This is a genomic window from Siphonobacter aquaeclarae (genome assembly GCF_900103285.1).
GTDB classification, from domain to species: domain Bacteria; phylum Bacteroidota; class Bacteroidia; order Cytophagales; family Spirosomataceae; genus Siphonobacter; species Siphonobacter aquaeclarae.
Map to the genome: position 1 here is coordinate 154683 of NZ_FNGS01000010.1, position 20199 is coordinate 174881.

Genomic DNA, 20199 nt, shown 5'->3' on the forward strand with positions numbered 1-20199 from the left:
TGCTTTCAGGAAAGAAACATGGCTAGCCGGTGGGCCAGAAAAAACAGAACCTGCAGGAGGAAGATATCCGCGCCGAGCGGATTCTTTTTCGGGAAAGAAAGGGTTTGATACAGGTAACTGAAGAGCCAGGCCAGCGCATACCAGGAAAGGAAATTCCGGGACGGAATGGCGTTATCCTGCCAATACCAGAAGCCGAAACGAACTGCAACCGGCTCAAGAATTACATCGAGCGAGGTCATCAGCAATGCCGCCAGGCTAACCCGTATCCACCGGGGTACCCTCTTTTTCAACAGGGAAGGGACGAAACAGTTGACGCTGAGCGTCAGTACCAGCCAGTTCAGCCCGATGGTCAGCGGTACGCCGAAGAGTTTCCAGCCGAGGGTATCTCCGTAGGCATACGAGCCGAAGATGACGCCCGTCCGCACGCCGAGTACTTCCACGGCATATCCCGTCAGGGAGACAAAACCGCAAAACAGCCAGAACCGATACGTCGGCTGCTCCTGGAAAAGCAGTAGCAGGACCGTCGTCAACGCCAGGTGAAACGGTACCAGGAGGCGAAAAAGCGGTTCTTCTGCCTGAAGGCCGACAAAGCCCGTCAGGTACATCAGCCGAAGCATCAGCCGGACAGCGGTGGCTTGTCCGCGCCGGAAGGCCGGAAGCTTTTCCCGAAAGATGGAAGACATCGTCAACAGGGCATAAAAAAACCTGACGAGTGTTACCTGTCAGGTTTTCGGAGGGAGAAAGACGGGGTTCGAACCCGCGACCCCCAGAACCACAATCTGGTGCTCTAACCAGCTGAGCTACATCCTCCGTTTGGAGGCCCAAAGATAGAACATGGAACCCCTTAAAAGCAAGAAAAACCCGTCAGGAAGCATAAAAAAGTTTTAAATGCTTGGTGACGGGTTTTTCCGGAGCGGGTTATTTCGCTGATTGATAGTTGGTTTCAGCGACATCCCAGCTAACGACATTCCAGAACGCATCTACGTAATCGGGACGCTTGTTTTGGAACTTGAGGTAGTAGGCATGTTCCCAAACGTCGAGTCCGAGGATGACTTTGCCTTTCTTTTCGGCTATGTCCATCAGCGGGTTGTCCTGGTTGGGAGTGGAAGTAACGGCCAGTTGTCCGTCTTCGCCGACGATGAGCCATGCCCATCCGGAGCCGAAGCGGGCCAGGGCGGCCTTTTTGAATTCTTCCTTGAGGGCGTCAAACGAGCCGAATTTGGCATCGATGGCTGCCGCCAGGTCTCCTTTGGGGCTTCCGCCGCCGCTCGGAGAGAGTATGTTCCAGAAGAAGGTGTGGTTCCAGTGACCGCCACCGTTGTTGCGAACGGCGGGAGACAGCTGGCTGACGTTCTTCAGCAGGTCTTCCAGTGATTTTCCTTCGAGCTCAGTACCGGCAACGGCATTGTTCAGGTTGGTGACATACGTCTGGTGGTGACGGTCGTGGTGGATCGTCATCGTTTGTGCGTCGAAATGAGGCTCGAGGGCGTCGGCCGCGTAGGGCAGTGGTGCAAGTTCAAAAGCCATAGCTTTGAAATTTAGGAATTAGAAGGATAGATGAATAGCGTCTCGCTTTCAATCAAAAAGGCGTTCCAAGATAAAAAGAGTTCCTTCCGGCTGCCAAATTTTCCGCCTATTCCCGAAGTCTCCGGAAAAAACGAAGCAGCTGATCTCCTGCTTCGTCTTCGAGTACGCCGGCAGTTACTTTGGTTTTGGGATGGAGAAGGGGACCGGCTTTGGAATAGCCGCGTTTTTCATCAGCCGCCGCATAGACCAGCCGGCCCAATTGCGCCCAGTAGAGCGCGCCGGCGCACATGACGCAGGGCTCCAGGGTGACGTACAGCGTACAATCCCGGAGGAATTTGGAGCCCAGGTGCTGGCTGGCGGCGGTAATCGCCAGAATTTCGGCATGGGCGGTGACGTCCCGCAGGGTTTCCGTCTGGTTTTTTCCCTTTCCGATAATGGTCTGGCGGCAGACGACGATCGCGCCGACGGGAATCTCTCCGGCTTCGGCAGCCTCGTCGGCCAGGCGGAGCGCCGCCGCCATGAAGTACTCGTCAGAAAACATTACTTGCGGGTATAGAAATAGAGGTGCGAACGGATGCCGTTCCGGTCTTCGCTAAGGGTGAAATAGCCTTTATTATCGGTCGAAAAAGCAATAGCCTCTCCCTGAGGTTCGGGGAAGTACGACTGGACTTTCGGGGAGCGTACCATCGCGGCGGCAACGGTTTCGCCGCTTTTCCGCTTCCAGTAATAGACCGTGAGGTAATTTTTGAGGAGGATTTCCTGCCCGTCGGGCGAAATATCAGCCGCGGTAACCGTAGTCTGCGGTAATTCGGCCACGGATTCGGCAGTATTGACTTCCGTCGTTGACTGCGGGTACGGTAATTTGTACAGGTGCGTACCGGAACCGACTTTGGAGACGATGTAGAGGTCCTGCGTCTGATGGTCGACCATGAGCGCTTCCGCGTCCCATTTGCCGTCCGGGTAGCGAAAAGTAATGCGCTCGACGTTGCCGACGGAGGTTGTTCCCGACAGCGTTGCCGGATTGGGCTCGGGCAGCCGGTAGATCGCGTGCGTTTCGATCTGGTTGTTGTTGTCGCCGATATCGCCGACATACAACGTGGGCACCCCGTTGCGGACGGAGGCAGCCATGTCTTCCCAGTCGACATTGGTGGCGCCGTTCAGCATGACCGTCGCTTTCCATTTCGCGTTTGTCGCGTCCAGCAAAAAAATCCGGTTCTGATCGCCCGAATCGTTATGGGTCCAGATAAAATTGGGGTCGAACCGGCTTGAAGCCAATCCCGACGCCTCGGTAATATCCGGATTATCAAGCTCGCCGCGACTGACGCCGGAACTGAACGACGCGAGCGTCGACGTGACCGGAAATAACTGGTCACAGGCCGTCAGTGAGAGCAGCAGGAGGATTCCGCTATACAATCGATAAGAAGTCATCGAAACCTGTTTGTTTTTCAAAAACTTTAACCATCTTTTGGAAGTCTTTCTTATACCCTGCTTCGAATATTTATCTCCCGTGATCTTCTGTTCCACTTAATCCATTCCATCAATTTTTTCTCAGCCTCAACATTTTCAGTAGTATGTTTTCACCAAAAGACCTTGAACAAATTGCGTCAAAGGGTATTGACATTCAGACGGTTAACGATCAGATTCAATACTTTGTTGACGGTTTCCCCTGGATGAATCTTACGCGGGCCGCCACCCCGGGAGACGGAATCCTGCAGCTGACGGATCAACAGATCGAGGAAGCCCTCGATGTGTATGAAACGCATGTGCCAACACTCAGGATTGTCAAATTTGTTCCTGCATCGGGCGCCGCCACCCGGATGTTTAAGTCCTTGTTTTCGTTTCTGGAATCAGGTAAGTCGGATAAGTCGGTCGAACAGTTTTTTGAGCGTCTGACCGAATTTGCCTTTTACGACGACCTCAAAAACGTACTTTCCCGGGATGGCCATGACATCGCCTCAGCTGATCGCGGGATCATCGCCGAGTATTTTCTGACCGACAAAGGTCTCGGCTACGGCGCGCTCCCCAAAGGGCTGCTCAAGTTTCACCGTTACCCGGAAGAGTCCCGGACGCCGGTGGAAGAGCATCTCGTCGAAGGCGCTACCTATGCCCGTTCGAAGGGGGAGGTGAGCCTTCACTTCACGGTTTCTCCTGAACACAAGGCCAAATTTGCAGAATTGATTTCAGAAAAAGCGCCGGAATATGCCGAACGGCACAACCTGGGCTTCGGAATTGATTTTTCGGAACAGAAAGCGTCGACCGATACCATTGCGGTGGACCTGGAAAACAACCCCTTCCGGGAGAAAAACGGAGACCTGCTCTTCCGCCCCGCCGGTCACGGCGCCCTGCTGGCTAACCTCAACGAAGTGGCTGCCGATCTGGTCTTCATCAAGAATATCGACAATGTTGTACCAGACCGGCTCAAGAATACCACTACAATTTTCAAACGTGCCATCGCCGGAACGCTGCTGCAAACCCGCGAGCGGATTTTTGCTTACCTGGCCCGCCTCGACGCCGGTGAGACCAGCCCGGTTCTCATGGCCGAAATCGACGAATTCCTCCGCCGCGTGCTTTGCGTAGAGCCTGTTGATGGTTTTTACGAAAAATCGGTAGAAGAAGTCGTGGCGTATTACCGGAGCAAACTGGATCGCCCCATCCGTGTTTGCGGAATGGTGAAAAACGTCGGCGAGCCTGGCGGCGGCCCGTTCTGGGCACAAAGCCCCGATGGTACCAGCCAATTGCAGGTAGTCGAATCAGCTCAGGTAGATATGGATGATGAAGTGCAGAAGGACAAGTTCCTCAAGGCGACGCACTTCAACCCGGTTGATCTTGTATGCTCGTGGACCGACCGCAACGGTAAGTCATTCGACCTTCTGAAATTCCGCGATCCGCAGACGGGCTTTATCACCCAGAAATCAAAAGACGGAAAAGACCTCAAAGCCCAGGAGCTTCCCGGCCTCTGGAACGGCTCGATGTCTGACTGGAATACACTCCTTGTGGAAGTACCGCTGATTACGTTCAACCCGGTGAAGACGGTCAATGACTTGTTGCGGGATGAGCATCAATAGCGCTATAGGCAATAAGCTTTAGGCTGTAAGCCCGGTAGGCAGCCTCGCCTATTGCCTATAGCTTAAAGCCTATAGCCAAAAAGGAACCGCTCCCATCCGGAGCGGTTCCTTTTTTCAGCTAATCAATAAGCGGGCCCCGCTTATCGCTTACAGCCTAAAGCTTATAACTCTCCAACTACCGCCGTAAACTCGATTTCAATCAGGTAATCCGGGGATACCAGGCGGCTGATTTCGTAAATCGCCGTTACCGGCTTGATGTCTTTGAAAAACTCGCCATGCGCTCGGCCGATTTCGTCGAAACGGTTGATATCAGTCGTGAACATACGGGTACGGACCACGTCGCTGAGGCTGGCGCCGGCATCTTCCAGTACCTTTCCGATACGTTCGATGATGTTTTTGGTTTGTGCATAAGCATCGTCCGCCTTGACGGTTTCGCCATCAACGATAGCGACGGTACCGGCAACTTCGATCAGGTTGCCGATGCGGACGGCGCGGCAGTAGCCGACTTTGTCTTCCCAGGGAGAACCCGTGAGAATATTTTGACGAGAGGACATGAGAGATAAGAGGTAAAATGAATGGAAATGTATGGCTGCAGGCAGTAAGCTATAGGCTATATGCTTTATGCGGGAAGCCTTGCTTATAGCTTACGGCATAGAGCTTATAGCCTCGCCTGTTACTTCTTTTCTTTCCGCAACAAAGCGATGGCTTCAGATACTTCAGCCACTACTTCGTCTTTGGTACCGTCGTAGATACCGCGGATATGCATTTCGGGGTCGATCAGGACGAAAGCGCCGCTGTGAAGGATGCCTCCCGGTTCGGCAGAATCTTCTTTCGCGGTCACGAAGTAGGCATTCTGTCCGATATCGAAGATGGCCTTGCGGTCGCCCGTAATAAACCGCCACTGCTTCTGACCGGCTACGCCGAGATCCGTCGCATATTCGTTGAGGCGGCCGACGCTGTCGCGCTTCGGGTCGATGGAATGGGAAAGAAACAGTACGTCCGGGTTACCCTTGAATTTTTCGTACAGTTTCTTCATTTCACCGGTCATCTTGGGACAGATGGTCGGGCAGGTCGTGAAAAAGAAATCGGCTACATAAATCTTGCCGCGGAAGTCGGCTGAGCGGACGGTATCGCCGTCCTGGTCAACAAAGGCGAAATCCGGAATTTCGTGGTACACACTGTCGGTGACCATTTTTCCGTCAATGACCCGGGTCTTGATGCCGCCCCGTGGGCCGAGGATCGGCAGCCGGCCCTGTTCCTGCTGGCAGGCAGCGAGAAGGAGCAGAAGAGCGGCAAAGGAAAACCATTTCATGCGTGCGGAATTTGCGGCGGAAAGGTCCGTCGTTATTTTTTCAGGAAGCGTTTGGCTGCGGCGACACTTTCGTTGGTCAGGGCTTCCACGTGATTGACTTTGTCTTTTTCCTGAAGAAGGTATTTGTGGCCTTCTTCGGGAGAAATAGCAAGAAGCGTATCTCCGTTGTAGTTGGACATCCAATCATCCATGCCCTTTTCTGCCAACGTAAGCGCCGTAATGAGGCTATCACCGCTGGCTTTCCGGGTAGAGTCTTTGGCAACCTGCTGCCGGATTTCTTCCCGGAGATCTTCAATCTGCATGTACGGAGCCATAATCTTATCGTGCATGCCCTCTACTTCCTTCTGGAGCGTTTCGAGTTCGGCTGATTTGGGGTTTTGGCAGGCAGTGAATGCGCCGGCGGCAAGCAGCGCGAGTACGTATTTCTTCATGACGTTTACGGTGTGACCTACAGGTCGAGCTTGTAATTGGTTTGTTGGGTCAGATGGTGAGACAACATTTCCCGGGCGTTGTCAATAATCGACGGGGCCGGCTTGGCGCCGCCGATCATCTGCGCGATTTCCAGGACGCGCTCTTCGGTCGAGAGCTGACGTATCCGGGAAACGGTCCGGTCCGCGGAGTGATCCTTGTAGACGAAGTAATGGGCATCGCCCTTGGCTGCAATCTGGTGCAGGTGAGTAATGGCTATCAGCTGGTGACCACGGGCCATATCGCGCATCATGTTGCCGACCTTGATGGCGATTTCCCCCGAAATACCCGTATCAATTTCGTCGAATACAATCGTCGGAAGCGAGCGTTTGTTGGCAAGAATGTACTTCACCGCCAGCATGAGGCGGCTGAATTCCCCGCCGGAGGCCACTTCCCGCAATTGGCGGGGCTGGATGCCCTTGTTGGCGGAAAAGAGAAAATTGACGGTATCAACACCCTGCAAGGTCGGTTTTCCGGTATGATAGTCCACCACGAGGCGCCCGTTTGGGATGCCCAGGTCAGACAACAGGCCGGTCACCAGGTCCTGAATCTCGCCCAGTACCACTTTACGGGATTCAGAAAGTTTGATACCTGACTGCTGAAGCGTCTCCCAGGCCTGTTTCGCGTCCTTTTCCGCCTGCGCGAGGTCATCGTCGATGTTAAGTACCTTCGCTACTTTCAGTTCCAGATCAGCCTGTATGGCCAGCAGTTCCGGTACAGAAGCCACATTGTGTTTTTTCTCCAGGTGGTACAGCAGACTGAGCCGCTCCTGAATACGGGCGATTTTTTCGTCGTCGAGCTCTACCCGGTCGTTTTCCGACTCCAGTTCAGCGGTGATGTCTTTCAGCTCGATCAGGCAACTCTGCACACGGTCGCGCAGTGCTGCAAAGGCATCGCCAAACTGGCTGATACTGTTGAGATTACTGTTGACGCTTTGGAGCCAGTTGAGAATACTCTGCTCGGGATCGTTGAGATAGCCAACGGCGGCGTTGATCCGCTGCTTGATTTCCTCGGCGTTTTCAAGCGTAGATAGGTCCCGCTCGAGCTCCTGCTGTTCGTCGGGCTGAAAACGGGCTTTGTCCAGCTCATCGAGCAGGAACGAATGATAGTCAAATTCTTTCCGGATTTCCCGTGCTTCGGTCTGAAGACGGTCGTAGGCTTCCTGCTTTTTACGAAAATCCCGGAAATGGTCCTTGTAGTTCTCCAGCAGCGCGTTGTTCTGGGCATAGGTATCGACGAGCTGAAGCTGGTATTCCTGTGACCCGAGCAGGATGGAGTCGTGCTGGGAATGCACGTCCATCAGTTCCGAGCCGATTTTCCGCAGGGTATCGAGGTTAACGGGCGTATCGTTGATAAATGCCCGCGTCTTACCCGAAGGACTGATTTCCCGGCGGATAATGCACGTCGTATCGTAATCGATTTCTTCTTCCCCGAAAAGCGCCTGGATGTAGTAGCCTGAAATATCGAAATGGCCTTCGATGATGCATTTCTTCTCCGGATCCCAGAGCACTTTGGTATCGGCCCGGTTGCCGCGCAACAGCCCGATGGCTCCGAGAAGGATGGACTTTCCGGCTCCGGTTTCACCGGTAATGATATTCAGGCCACGGCTGGGCGAGAGTTCAAGAGACTCGATCAGTGCGTAGTTCTGGACAAGCAGTGTCGACAGCATCGGCAGAAGAATACAAGGCGTTCAAAGGTACAAAGGTATGACTCCCTTTCGGTCAAAAGGAACTGCCTTTGTCACAGATAATTTCCCCGATCAGAGCGAGTGGGTGGCGGCGCTTCCGGTGAAGACCGTCCTCGAGAATAAGCTCCTGCCGGTCGGCCGAGACAAAGGTCCCCTGGTACGTCGCGCCGGATGCCAGTACAATACTGACCGGCATTCCGGTAAGGCTTTGGAGGTCGCCCGTTGCCGGGTCGATCCGGATGAGTCGTTTACCCATGGTATGTCATCACGAAATGGTTTTCAATTTCGGCCGAACAGACCAGTCCGTGCCGTTCGTAGAAGCGCCGCGCCGGCTCGTTGACCTGCAACACGGTCAGTTTCAGAGGAATACCACGGCTATGTGCTTCAGTTTTCAACGATTCCAGCAGTTGCGAGCCAATGCCGAGGTTCTGGAAAAGCGGCAGCAGGTACAGTTCTGACAAAAAGATTTCATCCTTTTTGCGCTCTACGCGAAGGAGGCCTGCTGGCTCGTTGGCCCAGCAGATCACCTGGCTGTCGAGCTCCCGGAATGTTTCCGTAAAAAAGGTATGCTGGATTTTTTCGTACCACGCTCCCCACGTCATCACGACATACTCGCCGAGTGCCTGCTTCTTGACCTGATAGGCCCATTCCAAATCAGTAGCAGTGGCCGGGCGGAGCGAAATCATAGCATTGCTAGCGGACAAGCCTCCGGTACAGGTCGGCCTTGGTCGGGTCGAGCTGGGAAAGAAGCTGGTATGCCTGGCTCTTGTCGGCCGGCATGCCTTTGGAGAAAATCTGGTATAGCTCTTCCGACTTGGCATCGAAAAAACTATTGAGCAATAATGTAGCAGGCTTCTGCTGGTTGACACCGCGCAGGTCGTTCAGGACGGCCAGTATCTGCTTCCGGGACTGATCCGGCTGATCCAGCATGGTATCCAGCGCGAGGCGGTGATAGGTATACAGCCCTTCGCGGAACGGAACCATCTGCTGGTTCTGAAGATCATCGATGAGCCAGTACCGGCTGCGCTGATCCGCACGCGAATCCCAGCCTGCCGATCCGCCGGAGGACGCCAGATTGGCTACGTTATACGCCCGCTGAATCCAGACGTCGCCTCCCCGGCGACCGAAGGAATCATAGTCGAGCGCCAGCGCCAGATAGCTGTAGTAGGCGAGGAGCGACGTCAGGTTATTCGTAAACGTGTTTTCGTTGAAATTCAACGGGTTATTGGGCTGATACTGGAAGGAAAACGAGCGGTCGACAAACTTCAGCAATACCGTTTCATAGTTCGTACCGAAGACAGGCCGGTTGATCTGAATCATGGCCTGCCCGTCGTAATTGCCGTCGGCTGTAGCTTTCTGAAGGTTAATGGAGATATCCAGACGGATTTTTTCCTCCTGCCGGAACTGGTCGTTGGTCCACCGCCGGCCGTTGACAAAATCGGCCATTGCCCGTTGCAGTTCCGAATAGATCTGCTGGGCGTTGTTGCTTTGCTGGTTAACCTTGATCTGATCGGTGCGCAGGCTGATCGTGCAGTTCAGTTCCTGCGCCAGCGCCGCCGCACCGGGTATCAGCGTCAGGATCAGAAGGAAGAAGAATCGTTTCATTTGGGTGGAAAAGCGAGCCGGCTGATGGCCTGAAGGATATCGGCGGCTGCTTCTTTTTTGGATTTTAAAGGAAAATCGGCGTGACCATCCGGGCCAATGATCGTGATCTTGTTCGTATCGTATCCGAAGCCGGCCCCGGCATCGTTGAGTGAATTGAGGACGATCAGGTCGAGGTTTTTCCGGAGCCGCTTCTGGATGGCGTTGTCGAGTTCGTCGTTGGTTTCAAGGGCGAAGCCGACCAGCCACTGGCCAGGCTTCTTCCGCTGTCCGAGAGTCGCTGCAATATCAACGGTTTTGGTCAATTCAATATTGAAGACGTCTTCCTTCTTCTTGATTTTCTGCGTTGCGACCACCAGCGGAGTATAGTCGGCAACGGCGGCGGCGAGGATAACAACCTCCTGTTCATCGAAAAGACGGTCACAGGCCTCAAACATCTCCTTCGCAGAGCGGACATCCAGCCGCCGGACAGACGGATGCGGTACGGACAGGGCCGTCGGGCCACTCACCAGGGTAACCACGGCGCCTGCGCGGGCCAGCTCAGCCGCAAGCGCATAGCCCATTTTCCCCGTTGAATGATTGGAAATAAAACGGACAGGATCGATGGCCTCCTGCGTCGGTCCGGCCGTAAGCAGGACTTTTTTTCCGGCCCAGTCCGACGACTGGCTGAAATACGCCCCGATCTGGGCTACCAGCTCTTCGGGTTCTGCCATGCGGCCTTCTCCCACGAGCCCCGACGCCAGTTCTCCAAAACCGGGCTGAATAAACCGGTTGCCATAGCTTTCCAGCTTGCGGATATTTTCCCGCGTGCTGCCGTGCTTGTACATATCCAGGTCCATCGCCGGCGCCCAGAATACCGGGCAGCGGGCTGAAAGATACACGGCTGTCAGGAAGTCGTCGCAAATCCCGTTGGCCGCTTTGGCCAGGGTATGTGCCGTGGCGGGGGCGATCACGATAATATCGGCCCAGAGCGCTGTATCGACATGGTTCGTCCATGTTCCGGAGGCTGCGTCTGATACAAACTCGCCGGCTACCGGTCGTTTCGATAAGGTTCCGAGCGTCAGCGGCGTGATAAATTCCCGGGCGGCGGCGGTCATGACCACCTGTACCTCCGCACCGGCTTTTACAAGCAGCCGGATCAGCAAAGCTGTTTTGTAGGCGGCAATGCTGCCGGTGACGCCAACGATGATTCGTTTTCCCTGTAGCATGATGCAAAAATTCCCCCGCAAAGAAAGCAGATACGGGGAGATAGAAAACAAAAAACCGCTGCCCCAAAGGAGCAGCGGTCTGGTTGGAGAGCTATGCGGACTATTCTTCGCCCGGCAGTTCGCTCCGGTAACGCCACTGTACCTTGTCTTCGATGTACTCTTCAATCGAGAGAGTCGAAGGCTTCGGCTGGCGCTCGTAGTGCTTGGAAATTTCGATTTGCTCCCGGTTTTCGAAGATTTCTTCGAGGTTATCAACCGTAGAGGCAAATTCGGACAACTTCTGGTTCAGCTCTTCTTTCTGCTTCACGGAAAGTTGCTTGGCGCGGGCGGCCATGACGGCTACCGCTTCGTAAATATTACCGCCGGTTTTGGCAGCCAGCTTGTCCGTGTCACGGGTGACAATGGAAGGATTGGCAGGCATATGTTTGCGATTTATAGTGTTCGAAATGAATATCAGTTGGCTCCTCCGAGACGACCCGCTGCGTTGGGCTGCGACTCTTTTTCCTTCTCAGCCGCGGCTTTGGCCAGGCGCTCCGCCTCTTCCAGTTTGGCCGTCTTGCTGACCGATTCCTCGTAGAAACGCTCTGCTTTTTTCAGGTATTTGCTTTTCGGAAAACCGTCGACAAATTCCTGGTAGTATTTGAGGGCATCTGCGTACCGCTCTTTCTGCTTGGTATACAAACTGTTTTCAGCAAAGTCGAACTGAGCCTGTACCCGAAGGAAAGCCAGTTCTTCGTTGTAATCTGAATCCGGGAATTCGCGCTGAAAGTTATTAACTGCATAAACGGCAGCGCGGAAGTTCTGAAGATTGGTCGGACTCGTTTTGTAATACAACTTCGCCCGTTCGTAAGCCTTGCGCTCCAGCTTCCGGCGGGATTCTTTGATGATCTTGGAAGCTTCTTCGACAAACTTGCTCTGCGGATAGCTGTTGATAAAGCTCTGAAGCGCGTCCATCGACGTCAGGGTACTCGCCTGATCGAGGTAGAACGGCATCGACGCCCGGTGAGAGGCATACGCACTCATATACAGCGCCTCTTCGGCATAATCACTACGTCCGAAGGTTTCGTAGAATCGCTTGAACTGGAAGGAGGCGACTTCGTACTGCTGCAGGTTGTAATTGCAGTAAGCTTCATAAAAGTTCGCCATTTCCTGCTGATCAGAGCCCTTCAGGATCGGTTTCAGCTCTTCGAAAAGGAGCACGGCTTTATCCCAGGAACCTTTTTTGTAATAGGCCAGGGCAGCCTGGTACTTCTCCTCGTCAGTCCCCTTTTTACGGAGTTTCTCAAACTTTCCGCACGAAGTCAGGATCGCCGTAATACCCAGAAATAGAACGAAATACCGGAGTGTCTGCATAAGGCCGCAAAGATACGTCTTTCCTGTCAGAGTTAACACGTTGTGAAAAAGGATTTTATTCGGACAGGATAACGAACAAACCGGAGTCTGTATTGAACCGGCAGCTGAATCAATACCCTTTTTTCGGTTCAATGATGTGATCCGGCGTGCCGGTCGCCCGGAATTTCTTCAGATTCCGGAGAAAGGCGTCCGTCAACCCCATGAACTCATCCGAAAAACCGCCGCCCGTATGCTGAGACAGAATGACATTAGGGCAGTCCCACAGCGGGTGCCCGGCCGGAATCGGTTCATGCTCGGTGACATCGAGCGCGGCGCCGGCCAGTGTACCGTTCCGGAGCGCCTCAACAAGCGCGGCTTCGTCTACCGTAGAGCCCCGCCCGACGTTGGCAAAAATCGCGGTCGGCTTCAGCGAAGCCAGCAGCTCCCGGGAAACGAAGTGACGGGTCTGGTCGGTTCCGGGCAGGCAGTTGATAATCACATCAAATTCAGAAACGGCGGCGATGAGTTCTTCCCGGCTGCGGAACCGGGCCTCCGGGCTCGTCCGTCCGAAAAAGGAAATCTCACAGTCAAAACCGGTCAGTATCTTCCGGCAGGCCTGGGCGATAGAACCTGTCCCAAGAATCAGTACATTTTTTCCCAGCAGCAAACCCAATTCCGAACGGAGGGGCTGCCCGACCCATTCCTGACGCGTCCGGAGAATGCCGAACCAGTCCATTTTCCGGTACAACGCGAGTATCCCGGCAATGGCTGTTTCAGCACAGGGCTGCGCATAAAAACCCTTCATATTGGAAATCGGCGCCGGGATAGAGAGGTGCTGGTACTTGTCAAACCCGACGGAATGCAGCTGCACCCAGCGGAGGTTCGGCGCCTTTTCCAGCCATTCGGCAGGCGGGTTGCCGAAAACGAGATCGGCGCCCGTTACCTGCGCTTCCCGCTCTTCTGCCGGAAGTTCCGATTCAAATACCGGTTCAATATCAGCGGGAAGAAGCTGGCGGAGGTGGGCTTTTTCTTTTTCACCGAGAGAAGCCTGAACATAAAGTCGCATAGTCGTCAGGAGGAAAAAGAAACATCCGCCGGTTCGGGCGGATGTTCCGGGTGCTATTTCGTAACAGAGAAACGGTAGACAGTCGAGCTTTTGTACGTCTGTCCGGGGCGAAGCTCCGTCGTCGGGAACGACGGCTGGTTTGGTGAGTCCGGATAATGCTCGGTTTCAAGGCAGAAGCCGAAGCGCTTCGCATAGGGCTTGCCGGTTTTTCCGGTCAGGTTGCCGTCGAGGAAGTTACCGGTGTAGAACTGCGTCGCCGGTTCGGTGGTCTCCATTTCGAGGACACGGCCGGTGGTCGGTTCGGTTACCTTCGCGACAGCCTTGAGCTGGTTGCCGGCATCGTCAAATACAAAGCAGTGATCGTAGCCGCCGCCGCTGCGGATCTGCTCGTCGGTCGTATCGTTAATGGCTGTGCCGATGGCTTTGGGTTCGAGGAAATCGAAGGCGCCGCCTTTTACGTCGAGGTATTTACCGGTAGGAATGAGCGTTGCGTCTATCGGCAAAATCCGGCCTGCCTTCAATTGCACGACGTGATCGAGGACGTCGCGCTCACCGCCTGCCAGGTTGAAATACGTATGGTTGGTAAGGTTGACAACCGTAGGCTTGTCGGTTGTCGCCTCGTAATCAAGACGAAGAGCGTTGTCAGCTGAAAGGGTATAAGTGACCGTGACGTTCAGGGTACCGGGATATCCTTCGTCTCCGTCCGGACTGGTGAAGTGCAGTTTAAGGGCAACGGTCGAGTCCGTTTTCACTTCTTCCGCTTTCCAGACTTTCTTATCGAAACCCTTCAGTCCGCCATGAAGCGCATTGGGGCCGTTATTGATCGGCAGATGATACTGCTTGCCGTCAAGCGTAAAAGTACCTTTCGCGATGCGGTTGCCATAGCGGCCGACCAGCGCTCCGAAGTAGGGAACTTTCGGCTGGAGATAGCCCGAGAGGGAATCGAAACCGAGTACCACATCTCCTGACTTTCCATCTTTGTCGGGAACGTTCAGGTGGGTGATAATGCCGCCGTAGTTGGTGATTTTGACGGTCATCCCGGAGCTGTTGCTCAGGGTGTAAAGGTCGACTGGCTGGCCGTCGACGGTGCCGAAAGGCGAATGGGTAATGGTCATGGTTGTTTCAGAGGTTTTGCCGGGCGACTGGCAGGAAACGACAGCGAGACCTGTGCAGAGTGCAGCGGCCACCGCCCCGTACCGGAGAAAGCTGAGAGGCATGATCATTCGGTTTAGTGGTACAAAAAAGAAAGGCAATGTCGGGCCCGTTATGACAAGGACGATTCCTTCTGACAAGTGACCCGTATTATACCCTTTGTGTTTTCTGTGATTTTGAATCGTTCGTCTGCCCGTCTTCCTACAATCCAGGCAATTTCGTGGTTCGATTCCAAAACATAGACACCGTTTTTCTCATTTCGGGGAATTTTCTGATCCACGAGGTAATCGCTGACTTTTTGAGCCTTTCCGCCGAGACCCAGCGGGCAAAAGCGATCGCCTGCCTGCCAGGGCCGTAAAACGAGCGGAAATGGAAGGCATTCGGCATCGAGCCAGGCGACGGATGGGTCATTGCCCGGCAAAAACGACGTATGGGATAGCTTTTCGAACGTCAGCGTAAAACCAGGCGCCGAAATAAGGGGCATATTTTCCTCAATGTGGAAAGAAGGATACACATTGTCTGCCCTGTCGAGCATCCACACGCCCCGATCCCACAACAGCCGGTGTGTGCCGGAAAAATAGTAGCGGCCCGTTTGCTGCGCCGGATTCTCGTAAATATTGACGGCCTGCCGGTAGCTGAAGCCATACGGGCGGAGCAATTCGGAGAACAGCAGGAGGGGTTCCGGTTGTGCTGCAAGCCAGGCCGCATCGATGCGGCCACTTTCAGCTACCTGCCGGTGCAGAGGTATCAGCAACGCCTGAAACCACCGGTCGGCGGCGCTTAGCCGGTCGAGCGACCCGCGAAAGGTCTTTTCCAGGCCCGGATTCAGCTCCCTGAGTACCGGAAGGACGTCGTGCCGGATGCGGTTGCGCGAATAGTCGGTAGTCGCATTACTGGAATCTTCCACCCATTCAAGCTCATTGTTTCGGGCAAAATCAAGCAGTTCCTCCCGCGAAAAACAAAGAAGCGGGCGGCAAACCCGGCCATTCTGTACCGGAATACCGTGTAGTCCGGCCAGGCCGGTTCCCCGAACCAGGTTCAGCAAAACCGTCTCAAGGGAGTCAGTAAGATGGTGCGCGGTAACAATCCAGTCATAGCCTTTTTGTTCCCGGATTTCGGCAAACCAATCGTATCGCAGGTTTCGCGCAGCAAGTTGGGTAGACCAGCCGTTTTCGGCTGCAACGGAATGGGTATCGACTTGCGTATAGTGGAATGGAACACCGAGGTTTCCGGCCAGTGCACGAACAAAAGCAGCATCCCGGTCGGATTCCGCACCCCGGAGTGAGAAATTAACATGTGCGAGGCCGAACGGAAAGCCTGACTGCCGGATAAGCTCCGTCAGCACGACCGAATCTATCCCGCCGCTGACGGCCAGCAGCAGGCGCTGGCCGGGCCGGATAGACGTCCGTTGGTTAATGAATGCTAAAAATTCAGGTAGCACAGCCGGGATTGGTTAATTTTGCCTGTTGAAATGAACTACTGGCAAAGATATATCCTCGGTTTGCTACTCTGTCTTCCGCTTTGGGGGATTGCGCAGACGCCTGCACCCGGCGGAACCGCAAAGATTGTGGACGTGGATTACTCGGATTCGCTCTGGGTAGACAAGGAAATGGGAGCAACTTTTCTGAAGGGAAACGTACGGCTCCGGCAGGGGAATGTGGTGTTGTTATGCCACCTGGCCAAAAAGAACGACCTGATTAACGTCGTAGAAGCGTATGGAAACGTCAAAATCCTGCAGGGCGACAGCCTGACGATTACTGGAGACACGGCCATGTATTTCGGCAATACCCGTCTGGCGAAAATGACAGGAAGGGTAGTAACGCTCAATGACCGTACCTCGACCCTGAAAACGCGTAAGCTGGATTATGACATGAATACCCGCATCGCCAGCTACAATACAGGGGGTACCCTGGTAGACAAGACCAGTACCCTCGTGAGTAAGGAAGGGTATTACAACACGAATACGAAGATTTTCAACTTCTATAAAAACGTAAAGGTCAATAGTCCGGAAACGGATTTAGTAGCTGATTCCCTGCGGTATAGTACCCTGTCGAAAGACGTCTTTTTCATTGCTCCGAGTAAGATTGTCTCGAAAAGCAAAAAAAAGTCGGTTCCGGGCGATACCCTGCTGACCAATTCCGGGTCCTATAACCTGAACAGCCGGATTTCGAATTTCCTGGGGCGTTCGACGGTACGGACGCAGAACTATAACCTCACGGGAGATTCCCTGTTTTACGACCCGGTTACCCAGATCGGCATCGCCCGGGGAAATGTCGAGATTATCGCCAAGAAAGACAGTGCATTCCTGACCGGCCAAATCGGCAGGTATTTCGGTAAAACAGGCGTTTCGCGGGTATATGGAGAAGCGCTGATGCGCCGGTTTTTTGTGAAGGATACGCTGTATGTGTCCGGGGATACGCTGACATCCCTCGAAATCCGGGGTACGAAGGATACGACCCGGAGGATGATTGCCGACGGGCACGTGCTGATTTTCAAAAGCGATCTTCAGGGAAAATGCGATTCGCTTGTCTATAGTGTAGCGGACTCGCTGATGAGTTTTTACAAAAAGCCCATACTCTGGAGCCAGCGGAACCAGTCGGAAGCGGATACCATATTCGTCCGCCTGGTGAATAACCAACTGAAAACGATGTACCTGAAACGAAGGGCGTTCATCATCGCCCGGGATACGCTGGAGCAGTTTAACCAGGTGAAAGGCAGGTACATAACAGCCAGTTTCAACGGAGACTCCAAGCTGGACAATACCCTGGTAGAAGGAAACGGAGAGAGTATTTACTTCGCCCGGAACGACAAGAATAAACCTATCGGGATGAATTATGTCCAAGCTTCGCGTATGCGGATTCATTTCCGGGAAAACGAAGTAAAACGAATCGCCTTTCTCGGTACGCCGGACGGGGTATTAAGGCCCCCGAAAGACGTGAGTTCCGATAACCGGGAGCTGGACGGATTTGTCTGGAAAGAAAAGGAAAAACCAACCCGCGAAAAGGTCATGCGCCTGCCGGAACGAAAGCCTGCGGTGGCTCCGAAAGTTATACCGACGGCCTCAACGAAAAAGTAGGGGGAAAAATATAGTCCGTCAGTCTTTTTTTTGGCATAACTTTTTGACCTTTCGTCCCGGAAGTGAGACCGTTGAGTCGAAAAGTCCTGTTAAAACTTGTTAAAAACTTGGTAATCAAACGCGTATGCATACTTTTGCTCCTGTGAAGGCAGCTGTATGCGTTCCGCACCTTAGAAGTCATGAAACACCTTTTACTCTTTCTGTCCGGTTTACTTCTCCTCCTCGCTACTGTGGGGGCCGAGAAGACGCTGGCCCAGGGAGAGCCCAAAAGGAGCCGATTGGACATTAAGCCGAAAGCCAAGTCGTCCAGCCATGTGAATTCGTTTGAGTACCCGAAGACAGTTATGTCCCGGGAAGTAAAGCTCAACCGGTCGACGGCCGTCAACGAATATTACCGGAATCTGCTCCGGAACCGTCCGAAAACGGGTCGGGCAGATCAGCCGATCGCACCTGCGGCGCTGGTATCCTCGGATTCCGGTCGTGAGCCTGAAGAATTGAATATCGACAAGCTGTACAACGGCGAAAAGGTAGTGGTGTCCAACCTCTATCCAAACCCGGCCAACGACTATGTATACGTAGACTATAACCTGGCTCCGAATGCCGGGGAAGCAAAAATTACGTTTTATAGTCCGCTGGGTATGCAGGTCGGAGAATTTGTGCTCGACCGCACGGAAAAACGGCAGAGATTTTCTACCGCGGGCCTCCCGAACAACATATACTTTTACCAGCTTTCGCTGGAAGGCAAGACTCTGATCACCAAAAAACTCCTGGTGCGTCACCAATAGTGAACTTTGGGTAAATTGTCAAACCTCCCGTCTGCCTCGGCACGGGAGGTTTTTTTTGTGCTATGCCCCGCTTTCGGAGCTTGTCTGTGTAACTTTCGGGACGCTTGGTCCCGGGTACCCAGTCCCGCGGCAAACGCATTCGTCCCGGGCCTCAGCCCGTTTGTTCTTCACATCAAACGATTACGACGTTGTTTAGAATCGGCATTTTTTTCGGCGGACCGGCCCGCGAGCGGGAGATTTCCTTTTTGGGAGGAAAAACGACCTTTACCTGCCTCGACCGCTCGTTGTTTACACCGGTCCCGGTCTTTATCGACGGGAGAGGTAATTTCATCCTGCTGAAACCGGAATTCATGGAAGCGCAGTCGATCCGTGATTTTTACCCGCCGCCTGCCTTTACCGCGACTGAAGGATATCCTTTCCGGGTATACGAAGAATCGCTCGACCTTGATCCGGAATCGGAAAGAGCCATGATCCAGGCTGTGGGAACGCAGGTAGAACCGAAGGATTTTGCGGCTCATTTCGACTTTGCATTCCTGGCTGTACACGGCCCGCAGCTCGAAGACGGCGCAATTCAGGGACTGCTGGAATGGTACGGTATTCCCTACTACGGGTCCGGCCTGATGGGGTCTGGTATCGGCATTGACAAGATTGCACAGAACATCCTGATTCAACGGACCGTCGGACTTAATAAACGTCTTTATTCCATCACAAAAGAACAGTGGGACCACACCGACAAGTCAATTCTGTTTGAGCTGGTAAAAGAACACGTAGGGCTGCCTTTTGTTTGCAAGGCGCCGCATCAGGGTTCTTCCATCGGCGTTTCCTTTGTCCGGAAAGATGAACTGGATGAATTTGTCAAGGGCGTACTTCAGAGTTTTTTCCTGCAACGAATCACACGGGAAGAATGGGTATCCCTTACAGATAACGAAAAAGGGGAGAAGCTCCAGCGGATCGCCAACCTCGACGAAGGCATCGCCTTTCCGCTGGTACTGGATGAAAAAGAGATCATTACCCACCCTGCGGTTCTTTGGAAGGCGCTCGATGCGACGTTTACTGCCGGCGCTGAATTTGCGCTGCTTTCCTCCGTCCATGCCGAAGATGCTGTACTCTTCGAAAGCTTTGTCAACGGGCAGGAGTTCAGTTGCGGGGTGATTCAGGATTTCGATGGATCTCCCCTGGCTTTGCCTCCGTCGGAAGTGATTAAGCTGGACGACAATACAGTTTTCGATTTCAAAACGAAGTACCTGACAAGTACCACCCGCAAGGCCATTCCTATTCGCACATCGCTGGAAAATAACCGGAAGGTGCATGCTATCGTAAAAGAGACGTTCGATCTGTTCAAGTTCGGCGCCTGTGTCCGGATAGACGGTTTTCTGACGCCTGAAGGCGAAGTATTGCTGCACGATCCGAATACGCTGCCGGGTATGTCGCCGTCGTCGTTTATCTTCAAGCAAATGGCCGAAATCGGTCTGAATGTGACGGATTCACTGACCTACTTTATTCGGTTTTCGCTGCGGGAGCGCATCCGTACCGGAAAACTCACCTCGATGCTGCGGATGGAATTGAAGAAGCTCGATGACGCGATCCGCGTCCGGGTAGCCGGGTTGGCCTCCCGGACGAAAACGGAAATCCGGTTTCCAGCTACCGACGAAGCGTTTGAAGAAGCAAAAAAGACTTATAACCGGGTAGCGGCATCGGCCGATCAGGTTCCGGTTCCGGTGCTTTTGCATCCTGAGAAAGGAGCCGTAATCCTGAATGCCGCGCTGATGGCGAGACCGTCGGTTGCCGAGCTCATCGAGAGCCTGGATCAGCCTGTTCATCCGCTGATCGAAGAATGCCGGGCTTATTCCCGGGCCGTCAGGGAATTTCTGACGGCCTCCTAACAGAAAAGCCGCCCCGATGAGGGGCGGCTTTTTCCG

Annotated in this window: 21 protein-coding genes and 1 tRNA gene; 4 read left to right on the forward strand and 18 right to left on the reverse strand. The window is 53.8% G+C overall.

Translation table 11 applies throughout. The features are described 5' to 3' along the window. Positions 1-5 precede the first annotated feature (5 nt). The 5 genes from BLR09_RS22515 to BLR09_RS22535 form a co-directional block, all read right to left on the reverse strand. Entirely contained in the window at positions 6-683 is a 678-nt protein-coding gene (locus BLR09_RS22515; protein WP_093208057.1) for a carotenoid biosynthesis protein, read from the reverse strand. 52 nt (positions 684-735) lie between these two features. Next, a tRNA-His gene (locus BLR09_RS22520) sits at positions 736-811 on the reverse strand. Between the two features lie 107 nt (positions 812-918). Beyond that, positions 919-1527: a superoxide dismutase gene (locus tag BLR09_RS22525; protein ID WP_093208059.1), complete on the reverse strand. Its 609-nt coding sequence runs from the start codon at positions 1525-1527 to the stop codon at positions 919-921. Between the two features lie 106 nt (positions 1528-1633). Further along, complete coding sequence (locus tag BLR09_RS22530; protein ID WP_093208060.1) at positions 1634-2068, reverse strand: nucleoside deaminase; 435 nt, start codon at positions 2066-2068, stop codon at positions 1634-1636. Beyond that, entirely contained in the window at positions 2068-2955 is an 888-nt protein-coding gene (locus tag BLR09_RS22535; RefSeq protein WP_143011191.1) for a PE-PGRS family protein, read from the reverse strand. Before BLR09_RS22535 ends, BLR09_RS22530 begins: the two co-directional genes overlap by 1 nt. A gap of 143 nt (positions 2956-3098) precedes the next feature. On the opposite strand from BLR09_RS22535, the gene BLR09_RS22540 reads away from it, so the two are divergent. Then, positions 3099-4592: a DUF4301 family protein gene (locus tag BLR09_RS22540; RefSeq protein WP_093208063.1), complete on the forward strand. Its 1494-nt coding sequence runs from the start codon at positions 3099-3101 to the stop codon at positions 4590-4592. Positions 4593-4753: 161 nt separating this feature from the next. Here BLR09_RS22540 and BLR09_RS22545 read toward each other — a convergent pair whose 3' ends face one another. From BLR09_RS22545 to tilS, 13 genes are all read right to left on the reverse strand, one after another. Beyond that, positions 4754-5146, reverse strand: a complete 393-nt coding sequence (locus BLR09_RS22545) for a RidA family protein (protein WP_093208065.1) — start codon at positions 5144-5146, stop codon at positions 4754-4756. Positions 5147-5265: 119 nt separating this feature from the next. Next, on the reverse strand, positions 5266-5904 hold the full coding sequence (locus BLR09_RS22550; protein ID WP_093208066.1) for an SCO family protein: 639 nt from the start codon (positions 5902-5904) through the stop codon (positions 5266-5268). Between the two features lie 32 nt (positions 5905-5936). After that, the gene (locus tag BLR09_RS22555) at positions 5937-6335 is read right to left on the reverse strand and encodes a hypothetical protein (RefSeq protein ID WP_093208067.1); all 399 of its coding nucleotides are present in this window, start codon (positions 6333-6335) and stop codon (positions 5937-5939) included. A gap of 17 nt (positions 6336-6352) precedes the next feature. After that, on the reverse strand, positions 6353-8041 hold the full coding sequence (gene recN / locus BLR09_RS22560) for a DNA repair protein RecN (RefSeq protein WP_093208069.1): 1689 nt from the start codon (positions 8039-8041) through the stop codon (positions 6353-6355). Positions 8042-8093: 52 nt separating this feature from the next. Further along, positions 8094-8315: a hypothetical protein gene (locus tag BLR09_RS22565; RefSeq protein WP_093208071.1), complete on the reverse strand. Its 222-nt coding sequence runs from the start codon at positions 8313-8315 to the stop codon at positions 8094-8096. Then, positions 8308-8745 (reverse strand): GNAT family N-acetyltransferase, encoded by a 438-nt coding sequence (locus BLR09_RS22570; RefSeq protein ID WP_093208072.1) that lies wholly within the window; start codon positions 8743-8745, stop codon positions 8308-8310. Before BLR09_RS22570 ends, BLR09_RS22565 begins: the two co-directional genes overlap by 8 nt. 7 nt (positions 8746-8752) lie before the next feature. Next, positions 8753-9664 (reverse strand): type IX secretion system protein PorD, encoded by a 912-nt coding sequence (gene porD / locus BLR09_RS22575; RefSeq protein WP_093208074.1) that lies wholly within the window; start codon positions 9662-9664, stop codon positions 8753-8755. Further along, the gene (coaBC, locus tag BLR09_RS22580) at positions 9661-10869 is read right to left on the reverse strand and encodes a bifunctional phosphopantothenoylcysteine decarboxylase/phosphopantothenate--cysteine ligase CoaBC (protein WP_093208075.1); all 1209 of its coding nucleotides are present in this window, start codon (positions 10867-10869) and stop codon (positions 9661-9663) included. The genes porD and coaBC overlap by 4 nt, the downstream gene beginning before the upstream one ends. 100 nt (positions 10870-10969) lie before the next feature. Continuing rightward, positions 10970-11290: a DNA-directed RNA polymerase subunit omega gene (locus BLR09_RS22585; RefSeq protein ID WP_093208077.1), complete on the reverse strand. Its 321-nt coding sequence runs from the start codon at positions 11288-11290 to the stop codon at positions 10970-10972. A 32-nt stretch (positions 11291-11322) separates the two neighbouring features. Then, on the reverse strand, positions 11323-12222 hold the full coding sequence (locus BLR09_RS22590) for an outer membrane protein assembly factor BamD (RefSeq protein WP_093208079.1): 900 nt from the start codon (positions 12220-12222) through the stop codon (positions 11323-11325). A 109-nt stretch (positions 12223-12331) separates the two neighbouring features. After that, entirely contained in the window at positions 12332-13267 is a 936-nt protein-coding gene (locus tag BLR09_RS22595; RefSeq protein WP_093208081.1) for a D-2-hydroxyacid dehydrogenase, read from the reverse strand. Positions 13268-13320: 53 nt separating this feature from the next. Further along, positions 13321-14484: an aldose epimerase family protein gene (locus BLR09_RS22600; RefSeq protein WP_093208196.1), complete on the reverse strand. Its 1164-nt coding sequence runs from the start codon at positions 14482-14484 to the stop codon at positions 13321-13323. 47 nt (positions 14485-14531) lie between these two features. Beyond that, entirely contained in the window at positions 14532-15860 is a 1329-nt protein-coding gene (gene tilS / locus BLR09_RS22605; protein ID WP_093208082.1) for a tRNA lysidine(34) synthetase TilS, read from the reverse strand. A gap of 30 nt (positions 15861-15890) precedes the next feature. Between tilS and BLR09_RS22610 the strand changes: the two genes are divergently transcribed. The 3 genes from BLR09_RS22610 to BLR09_RS22620 all read left to right on the forward strand — a co-directional run bounded on the left by BLR09_RS22610 (position 15891) and on the right by BLR09_RS22620 (position 20163). Further along, positions 15891-17495 (forward strand): OstA-like protein, encoded by a 1605-nt coding sequence (locus BLR09_RS22610; protein ID WP_093208084.1) that lies wholly within the window; start codon positions 15891-15893, stop codon positions 17493-17495. A gap of 179 nt (positions 17496-17674) precedes the next feature. Next, the gene (locus BLR09_RS22615; protein ID WP_093208085.1) at positions 17675-18280 is read left to right on the forward strand and encodes a T9SS type A sorting domain-containing protein; all 606 of its coding nucleotides are present in this window, start codon (positions 17675-17677) and stop codon (positions 18278-18280) included. Positions 18281-18468: 188 nt separating this feature from the next. Next, positions 18469-20163, forward strand: a complete 1695-nt coding sequence (locus BLR09_RS22620) for a D-alanine--D-alanine ligase (protein ID WP_093208086.1) — start codon at positions 18469-18471, stop codon at positions 20161-20163. Positions 20164-20199 lie beyond the last annotated feature (36 nt).